This is a genomic window from Deltaproteobacteria bacterium (assembly GCA_016210005.1).
Lineage (GTDB): Bacteria > Desulfobacterota > Binatia > HRBIN30 > JACQVA1 > JACQVA1.
This window is the reverse complement of the sequence record JACQVA010000192.1, coordinates 1-3541: the sequence shown is the minus strand read 5'-3', so window position 1 is coordinate 3541 and position 3541 is coordinate 1. Positions and strand designations below refer to the sequence as shown.

Sequence of the window (3541 nt, the reverse complement as noted above, 5' to 3'; positions counted from 1 at the left end):
TGTCGACGGCTACGGCGGGCGCTGTCCGGCGCCGAGCGGCACGATGAGCTGTCCCGAGCGCTTCGGGATGTGGCGGCTGTGGGATCTATCGGCATTTCCCACCATCGCGGCCGTGACATCACGGTTTGTTAATGAGTCGCCCGAGGGGCTGGCGCGCCTGGCGGGGACGGACGACCCGCTGATGCCGCCGTCGCCCTACGATCTGATCAGGCTGGCGGCTTTCGTGCCCAACGAGCTGGGTATTCCCGAGGACGTGGCATCATTGGGGACACAGGTGGCGTACGTGGCCAACGCGCCGTTCATCGGCGTGCAAGCGATCCTGCCCAACGAGATGGACGTGCGCGAGTTGAAGGACAAGCAAGTGCACGGGACCTTCCACGGCTCGGAGGTATCAGGCAACAGCCAGCCGATCCGGTCGGTGAGCACGCTGACTGATCCGGCCGACGGTGGCAAACACCTGGTGCTGGCGGTGCAGGAGCGGGGGGCGGAGGGCGATCGGCTGGTGCTGCTGAACCCGAATCTCAGTCAGGCCGACGAGTACGGGCTGGAGCAAACGGTGAGGGCGGTGAAGGGGCTCAAGAACTGGCCGGCGCGGTTGGACCCGAGCACGCAGGACGTGGTGCCACGCGATCTGGCGGTGGTGAGCATCAGCGAAGGCTTACGGGTGTTGGCGGTAAACGTGCCCGACAACAACCCGCCCGGTGGTGCCCCCCCGGCGCCGGCGAGTCTCGACAAGACCGGGGCGCAGCTCAAACCCGGACTGAACGAGAGCACGGCGCAGAACTGGATCGGCCGCATCGCCATGCCCGGCCACAGCCCCGGCGCGGTGGCGTACGACCCGAGCACGCAGCTCCTGTTCGTTGCCGACGGCACCAATGGCCTAACGATCATCGACCTGTCGGTCCCCGGCGGCAGCAGCGTCACCGCCAGTGACGGGGTGGACGACCGCGTCCTCGGCACAGTGAACCTCGGCGGCGCCCGGGCGCGGTCGGTGGCGGTGTGGCGGGATGGGGTGGGGTTGGTTGCGGGTGTGGCCACTGGAAAGGCCGGTGTCTATATCGTGCCCGTTCAGCCTCCGGAGGCATCGTCTTTGGTTGCGGAAGTGTCACCGCCGTCGGCTGCCGCCGCGGTTTGGACGGGGGGCGAGGAATCAGGCTTTGCCTGTTGCGGCAACTGCACTGACACCAACTCCTGCACGGACGATGCCTGCCTTCCGGATGGAACCTGCGAGCATGTTCAAGTGACCAATCCCACGCAGGGCTGCTGCAAAGGCGTGAAATACGATCTAACAACGACGTGCTGTGTAGACGGGAAGCTCAGGCAGAAGCAAGTATCAGACTTTGATGCCCTTAGTACCGGATGTCCCAACCGCGTGCAGAACCAGCTGGCGCACGTGATTGATGGATGTAGTAACGTGCCAGACGATCCGGTAGACGGGCAGTGCAGTGTAGCACCGACCAGGTTTGGCTCGACGGAGGGGACGCTGCCGCAAGGGAGCCAGGCTTTGTCCTTGCCTTGTAACCAACACGACATGTGTTACCAGACCTGCCGTGCAAATCGGGCAGCGTGTGACAGTGGGATATTTGAAAGTATGCTGCACGTGTGCAGTCTGGCGTATCCGACAGCGACATGTCCCTTTGTTGGTCCAGACTCAGCCAAGTGTCCGTGCTATGCAATCGAGAGACAGCTATGCGTGGATACTGCATCATTGTACTATCAAGGGCTTCAACAGCTCGGTGAGTCAGCATGGAAAAGCCGCCAGGTGCAATACTGCGCGTGCTGTGAGTAGCGACAATGAGATCAAAGCGTAGCTGTATACTGATTGCCAGCATTGCACTTAACTACGCGTGTACGCAGCAATGCAAGGCCGAGCAACTGCTGCTGACGCACGAGTATCGAATCGAGTCCGAACGGTTCGACCATGAGCATCTTGGGGCAGTGTGGTCGCTGCAAGAGGGGACACTGTGGATACTGGCCAGTACGCGCCGCTCGAATGATGTAACAGCACACATGACATATTCGTTGTGGAAGTTGGCTCGCGAGGCTTCTGCTCCTGTTGAGTGTGGGGAGTTGTGGGCTAAAACCGGGGATAGACCCATCGTCGGGATGCTTGGAATTGGCGAGTTGGGCAACGGGACGATCGTTGTAGCACTGCAGGACCAACTGGGAGTTGGACACCTGGAGCAATTGAATACAGCGACGTGCCGCACCGCGTCAATTAGGGAATTCGCCCAAGAAGAGTTTGCCATGAACGGCATGGCGCGCATGGCCGATGGGGGCGGACTGCTTGTCGGGCAGAATCGGCTTGTTCGCGTTGACGGTGGGGGCAGCGTCTTGTGGAGTCGGAAGCTCGCCGATGTGCCTGATCTGGTGCTGCTGGAGGGGGTTTCGCTCGCATCCGGTGGTTTCGTACTCGCGGGCACACAGATGCGACGTGAGAGGACCCCACAAGTGGGTGAAGAGCTTGCAAATCTGTGGATAGGAAAAGTGAGTGAAGATGCGAAGCTTATTAAGCAAGAGGTGTTCAAGGGGCGTATGGTGAGCATCACGCCAGTTGGCCAAGAGGGCTTTCTTGCCGTCCATGACGGGGCGACGGGACACCCGTTCGATCTTAAGGTATCGCGGGAGATAGGAACCAAGCGCCTGGGCGGCGACCTAGCGGTACTTCAGACTAGGCGCCTGTTTACTACTGCGGGAGGATCATTCAGATCGCGGTTCCGGGTTGCGGGAGGCGCTGGCGGAGTGTTCGTTGTAGCGGGTCACAGAGAACAGAAGCCGTGGATAGCTTCTCTTAACGGGACTGGCGAAGTGGTTCAGGTAATCGAAGCAACAGCAAGAAGCCGGTTCGAGATGGTGTCAGCTCTTGATTTGGTGGGTGCGGGTCGGGAGTTCTTCGCTATTTACACAGTGGGCATCAACAAGGGGGAGGGCGTTGCGGCACCGGTGGAGCGAGTGGTTCGCATCCTTAAACTGCGGGTAACTGATGACTAAGGCGTGGATGGGACGGGGCACGGGTGGACGTGGACTCATTTCGGCAGCGTGACTGCGGTGAATTCCGGAGTGATCAGGTGAGCAGGGACAAGGGGTGAAACGAAAGGCAACATACCGGGGGCGGCAGCCAGGGCGCAAAAGGGCATGGTTGTACGGCACGTTGGGCATTTCGCTGAGCGGCACTGGCGAGGAGATTTCGGCTGCTGCGTGGCCGGGGCCGGAAATGGTCGACATGGGCCGACGCAATCATAGGAGCGGCACCGGCACCGTCTCCGGCACCCGCGCCGCCCAACACCCGTCGCCCAGCGGGATTGTGACCGCCGACATCGAGTTGCTGGCAACGGGGCCCGAAGTCATCGACATCGACCCAGCGAATCATGCCAGCAACATGGCGCTGGGGGCGAGCATCTGGCGCGATCGCAGCGGGGCGCTGGTGGCGGGGGTGGCAGCCGGTGCGGGGGGCATTCAGCTGGTGCAGCTGAGCCCGCCGGGAGCAGTTCCGTTCAACTCGCCGATTTGTCCGACACTGGCCGTGATCGACGCGCAGTAT

General features: G+C 61.6%; 3 protein-coding genes. All 3 read left to right on the top strand.

All coding sequences use genetic code 11. The annotated features are described in order from the left end of the window. Window positions 1-43: 43 nt before the first annotated feature. Window positions 44-1789: a hypothetical protein gene (locus HY699_18630; protein ID MBI4517827.1), complete on the top strand. Its 1746-nt coding sequence runs from the start codon at window positions 44-46 to the stop codon at window positions 1787-1789. Between the two features lie 221 nt (window positions 1790-2010). Further along, complete coding sequence (locus HY699_18625) at window positions 2011-2991, top strand: hypothetical protein (protein MBI4517826.1); 981 nt, start codon at window positions 2011-2013, stop codon at window positions 2989-2991. Window positions 2992-3223: 232 nt separating this feature from the next. Continuing rightward, window positions 3224-3541, top strand: a 318-nt coding sequence (locus tag HY699_18620) for a hypothetical protein (GenBank protein ID MBI4517825.1), incomplete at its 3' end; no start/stop codon positions are given.